Raw genomic sequence first — 5,183 nt, 5'->3', positions numbered from 1 at the left:
TGGGCTGGCCTCAGGCGGCCGCGCCGGCCCGATCGAGGTCGGCGTCGCCGTCGAGGACGGCCGCGAGGTCGGCGCTGGCGGGGACGCCGGTGGTGCGGGCGACGAGCCGCCGGTCGCGGTCCACCACGAGCAGCGTCGGGACCCGCAGGACCTTGTGGGCCTCGGCGAGGTCGAGGTGGTCGGCGGCGTCGACCTTCACCCAGCGGAAGTCGGGCCGGTCGGCGGACAGCTCACCGAGCACCCGCTCGACCGCGACGCACGGGGTGCAGGTCGGCGAGCCGAGCAGGACCGCGCCCGCAGCGGCCCCGTCGAGGTCGAGACCCACCGCGGCGAGGTGGTCGGTCGAGACCCGCGGCGCGTCGTCAGCGACGGTGCGGACGCGGCCGTCGCGTCGGTTCCACCACCAGCCCGCGAGGCTGGCGGCGGCCACGACGGCGAGGACGATCAGCAGGCGCAGGACGATCGGGCTCATCAGGCTCGGCCCTCCCCGGTGCTGGTGCGGTCACCGGCGCCGCTGCGGCGGGTGAGCCGCTGGCCGGCGAGGTAGAGCTCGCAGCCGACGCAGATGCCGGTGACGGCCAGCAGCGTGGACAGCGCGAGCACGACGGCGACAGCGATCCACCCGGCCGTGGTCGCCCCGACGGCGAACAGCACGAGCGCTGCCGTGGCGACGGCGAGGCCGCAGGCCTGGGCGAACCGCGGCGGCCCCTCGGTCTCGGTGGCCGGTGGCGGGCCGAGGTCGAAGCGCCGCTTGAGCGCCCGGAACACGTTGCCGTACGGCGACCACGCGAGGCCGAACACCGTCGACACCGTGAACACCAGCCACTGGAACGCGACGAGGCCGGTGCCGACCGGGCCCTGGACGATCAGCGCGAGGGCGAGGACCACGGTGGTGATCGCGGCACCGAAGCGGGGGCCGCGGACGTCGATCAGCAGGCCGCCGTCGGCGTCGTAGGCGAGGTCGTTGCGTCGAGCCATAGGTCGTCCTCGTGCGTTGGTGGGAGCGTGTGGGTTCGGAGCGGTGGTGGTTCTCGGAGCGGTGGTGGTCCTCGGAGCGGTCAGCGGCCGGTGGCCTTGCGCAGCAGGACCCGGACCGCGGGCTTGCCGCGGACGTCGCGTACGCGCGCCACGTCGACGATCTGGTGGCCGGCGCGGTCGGCCCAGCGGGCGAACGCCGCCGGGGCGCCCTGCCCGTCGGTGAGGATCTCGAGGTGGTCGCCGGGGCGCAGGGGGACGGTCGCGCGCATGGTGGCGACCACGCCGCGCTGGAAGTCGTCCCCGCGGACGTCGACGGTGGTGGTCGGGGAGGGCTGGGCGCCGAGCCCGGCTTCGTCGAGCACGGCCGTGACCCGGCCGCCCTTGGCCTCGACGGTGGCGGGGGCGCCGGCGGCGGCGAGCGCGCCACGCAGGAACCCGGTGGCCAGCGCGTCGCCCACTTCGCCGTCGACCTCGCCGACCAGGCGCAGGCCGACCTCGAGGCCCTCGACGACGACCACGTCATCGTCGGTGGAGGCCAGGCGCACCTCGGGGAACGCGGCTCGGAGCGCCTCGACGGCGATCACGGCCGCGGCGGCGAAGTCCCGGGTGTCGGCGCGCCCGGCGTCGGCGGCGACGAGCTTGCGGCCCTGTTCCTCGGCGAGCAGCGCCAGCTTGTGGCGGTGCTCGGTCAGCCCGGCGATGAGCTGGACGATGGTGTGGACCGCGAGCTGGCTGCCCGGCGGGACCTGCAGGTCGGAACCCGACGCTGCCTGCTCGCGGGCGACGTACACCTTGGCGGGCCGTCCGCCGCCCGGGTGCTTGCGGGAGCCGGTGACCAGCAGGCCGGCGCCGGCGAGGGTGTCGAGGTGGGTGCGGGCGACGTTCGGGTGGAGACCGAACATCTCGGCGACCTCGCGGGCCGTGGCGGGTCGGCCCTCGGTGCGGAGGCGCCGGTAGATGCCCGCCCTTGTCGGGACACCGAGAGCGCGCTCGACGAGCTCGTCGCCGGCGAGGGGGACCTCACCGGCGACGGGCTGCGTAGCGGTCGCGGTCGCGCTCACGGGGCGGTGTTCCTCCACTCGGGGCTCCTGGATCGGTCGGTTCCGACCGGTGTCGCGGTGGCCGCGACGGTGACCCCGTCCGAGGGGTGAACGAGGATGGTCCGCAGCAGCATCCCCGGAGGGTGCCGCAGACAGGGAGAACAGTGCGAACTGCGCGGCGCCGCGCGCACGACAGTGCGAACTCAGCCGTCCCGGGTCGGGAACCGGCCGGTGGTGGCGACCGTGACGATCGCGTGGCGTAGGCGTGCCACCACCTCGGTGCTGATGCCGTCCTCGGCGTGACCGAAGCCGATCGGTTCGTGCCAGACGGTGGCCGGGCCAGCGGCCGCGGCGACGAGGTCGTCCGCGTCCGATGGCGGGAAGTAGGCGTCGTCGGCACCGTGGACGACGAGCAGCGGCTGGCGCACTTGGGTGACCATCTCGGCCGGGTGCGGCGGCGACCGCCAGGCTTCGGGACCGGCGAGCCGCACCCCGAGCGCGACCCGCAGACCGAGGCGAGCCGACGGCCGTACCCACACCGCGTGGAGACGTCGGAGCGCGTCGGTATCGGGGACGTCGCGGAACCATCCGGGCGCGGAGACCGTCACGACCGCGTCGGTGTCCGCACCGAGCGAAGCCGCGTGGAGCGCAGCCGTCCCACCCATCGACAGCCCCACGGTGACCACGTGCCGGTGCCCGAGCGCGCGGAGCCACGCGAGACCGGCGTCGACGTCCGCCACCTCGTGATCGCCGAAGGTGGACACCCCGCCCGACCCACCGTGGCCCCGCAGATCGAGCGCGAGGACCGGCAGGTCCCGAGCCAAACCGTCGGCCAGGCGCGCGTACGCCGGCTTGCGACGGTTCGCCGCGAACCCGTGCAGGAGCAGTACCGCCGTTGGAGCGCTCGACGGCCCGGGCAGGTAGGTGCCCTCGAGGCGGGTGCCGTCGGCGGTCACCAGACGCGTGGTGGCGTGGGCCGACGCGTGCCCGCCGAGCACCCCCCGGGTCTCGAGGTAGCGGCGGAGCGGGCTCCTCCGGGGCGGCGTGGTCGCAGGCCGGCGGTCGCCGTCACGCGCAGGTGGCTGGACGTGGGGGCTCACGATCTGCAACCATCTACGTGGCTCGCCCCGGCAACGTCGCCGTCCCGCCAGGTCATCGACGTACGCGCGGGGCGTCGTGCGTTCTCGGGGTCCGGACACCGAACGTGGGGTGGCGAGCCGCCACCGACCGGCACCGAGGTGCCACGCCACCCACGCGCCCCGAGCACGTGCCGACCAGGAGACCGCGGGTGCACCTGCTGGTGCTCACCGACCGCCCCGGTGGGGGCAAGTCGCTGCTCCCCGCGCTCGAGTACCTCGACCACACCCTGCAGGACGCGCCGCTGTCGCCGGAGTCGCTGTTCGGCCTCAGCAACTGCGACCTGGTCGTCGTCGATGCGACCACGGACCTCCGCGAGGCTGCCGGTGCGTGCCGTGCCGCGTCCGTCAACGAGATGGACAAACCGATCCTGGTCGTGATGAGCGAGGGCGGGCTCGCGGCCCTCAAGTCCACCTGGGGGTTCGACGACTGGCTGCTGCCGTCCGCGTCGCCGGCGGAGACCGAGACCCGCCTGCGCCTCGTGCAGGAGCGGGCCGCCGCAGCCCGGCCGCAGCGGGCGGCCAACGTCGGGGACCTGGTCGTCGACGAGGACTCCTACCAGGTGCGGCTGCGTGGCCAGCCGCTCGACCTCACCTACAAGGAGTTCGAGCTGCTCAAGACCCTCGCCAACGCCCCGAACCGGGTGTTCACCCGCGACCTGCTCCTGCAGGACGTGTGGGGCTACGACTACTTCGGCGGGTCCCGGACGGTCGACGTCCACATCCGGCGCCTGCGCGCCAAGCTCGGGCCCGAGTACGAGGCGATGATCGTCACCGTCCGCGGGGTGGGCTACAAGCTCGTGCCACCGGGTCAGCGCGGCCCGCGTGGCGTCGAGGAGGCTGAGGGGAGCGCCTGACGCCGACGAGGTCACGACCGGTGCTCCGCCCCGGGGACCGCGCGGGCGAGCGCGACGTCGTCCCAGCGGGTGGTGAACCCGAGCGAGGTGTAGAGGCGCACCGCCCGGTCGTTCGCGCGGTCGACCCACAGCATCACCTCGTCACACCCGGTCGCCGCGAGGTGGTCGAGCCCGGCCCGCAGGAGCAGGGGGCCGAGCCCACGGCCCTGCCCGCCCGGGTGGATGGCGAGGTTGTGCACCTCGCCAACCGTGGGGGAGCGGCGCTTCAGCCAGTGCAGGCCGAGCAGGCGACCGTCGGTGTCCTCGGCGACGAGCAGATCGTCGGCGCGGAACCAGTCCCACCCGCGACGTTCGCGGAACGCAGCCAGGTCCCACCCCCCGTCGTCGGTCCCGGCGTACGCCTCGCGCAGCACGTCCACGACCTGGTCGTCATCGACGTCGGGGCGGTAGCTGCGGACCGTGATCCCCGAGGGTGCCGGGGGAGCGGCGCCCTCGATCGGCAGCGGCCGCCCGAGGACCGCGACACGCCGTCGCGCGGGGAGGCCAGCAGCGGTCGCCACCTCGAGGTCGTGGTCGTCGGCGCGACGGAGCCACACCTCGAGCTCCCTGGCCTGGTGCCGTGCCGCGAGGTCGGTGAGGGCGGCCAGCAACGAGGTGAGGACCTCGTCGCGCCCCTCGACGTCGGGCAGCGGGGCGGCGTCCCCGACGGCCGTGCCTCCCGGGGATGCGGGTAGCACGAGGGCCGCGTACCCGCCGACGGCGTCCGAGCAGCGGCGGGCCACCAGGGGGTACCAGTCGGGCGCACGCTGGTGGTCGGAACCGGCGAACGCCGCGAGCCGGCGCCGTTCGGCCTCGTCGACCAGTTCGCCGTCGACGGCGGACTCGCCGTCGGCCAACAGCGCCGCCGCGGTCGGCGCATCCCCGGGCTCGAGGGGCTCGATCAGCACGCGAGCGACGGCCGGCGACTCGTCGGGCACGGGGGCTCCTCGGACGGTGCGGGGTGCTCACGCTGGCGGATCCGGGCGCGGTCGGCCCGCGCGCGCCAGGCTAGGAGCGCGGGTCCCGGTTGGCGCGGGTCACCCCTCGGCGTTATCCTCCGCCGGCGCCGCTCGGTGGGGCGCTGTCCAGCTCGGGCCGCTAGCTCAACTGGCAGAGCATCGGACTTTTAATCC

General features: G+C 74.9%; 6 protein-coding genes. 1 reads left to right on the top strand and 5 read right to left on the bottom strand.

What is annotated here, in order from left to right; all coding sequences use genetic code 11:
• Positions 1-10 precede the first annotated feature (10 nt).
• The 4 genes from WEB03_RS03500 to WEB03_RS03485 form a co-directional block, all read right to left on the bottom strand.
• Complete coding sequence (locus tag WEB03_RS03500; RefSeq protein WP_368069585.1) at positions 11-472, bottom strand: thioredoxin family protein; 462 nt, start codon at positions 470-472, stop codon at positions 11-13.
• Positions 472-978, bottom strand: coding sequence for a DUF4395 domain-containing protein (locus WEB03_RS03495; RefSeq protein ID WP_368069584.1), 507 nt, complete (start codon positions 976-978; stop codon positions 472-474). Before WEB03_RS03495 ends, WEB03_RS03500 begins: the two co-directional genes overlap by 1 nt.
• Positions 979-1,058: 80 nt before the next feature.
• Positions 1,059-2,039 (bottom strand): helix-turn-helix domain-containing protein, encoded by a 981-nt coding sequence (locus WEB03_RS03490; protein ID WP_368069583.1) that lies wholly within the window; start codon positions 2,037-2,039, stop codon positions 1,059-1,061.
• 182 nt (positions 2,040-2,221) lie between these two features.
• Positions 2,222-3,118, bottom strand: a complete 897-nt coding sequence (locus WEB03_RS03485) for an alpha/beta hydrolase (protein ID WP_368069582.1) — start codon at positions 3,116-3,118, stop codon at positions 2,222-2,224.
• A gap of 188 nt (positions 3,119-3,306) precedes the next feature.
• Between WEB03_RS03485 and WEB03_RS03480 the strand changes: the two genes are divergently transcribed.
• A complete protein-coding gene (locus tag WEB03_RS03480) occupies positions 3,307-4,011 on the top strand; it encodes a winged-helix domain-containing protein (RefSeq protein WP_368069581.1) in 705 nt (234 codons plus the stop codon).
• Positions 4,012-4,022: 11 nt separating this feature from the next.
• Here the strand turns inward: WEB03_RS03480 and WEB03_RS03475 are convergent, their stop codons facing one another.
• Positions 4,023-4,988, bottom strand: coding sequence for a GNAT family N-acetyltransferase (locus tag WEB03_RS03475; protein ID WP_368069580.1), 966 nt, complete (start codon positions 4,986-4,988; stop codon positions 4,023-4,025).
• Positions 4,989-5,183: the final 195 nt, after the last annotated feature.

The organism is Nitriliruptor sp. (assembly GCF_040882075.1).
Taxonomy (GTDB): Bacteria; Actinomycetota; Nitriliruptoria; order Nitriliruptorales; family Nitriliruptoraceae; genus Nitriliruptor.
This window is presented reverse-complemented; position numbering and strand designations above follow the sequence as displayed.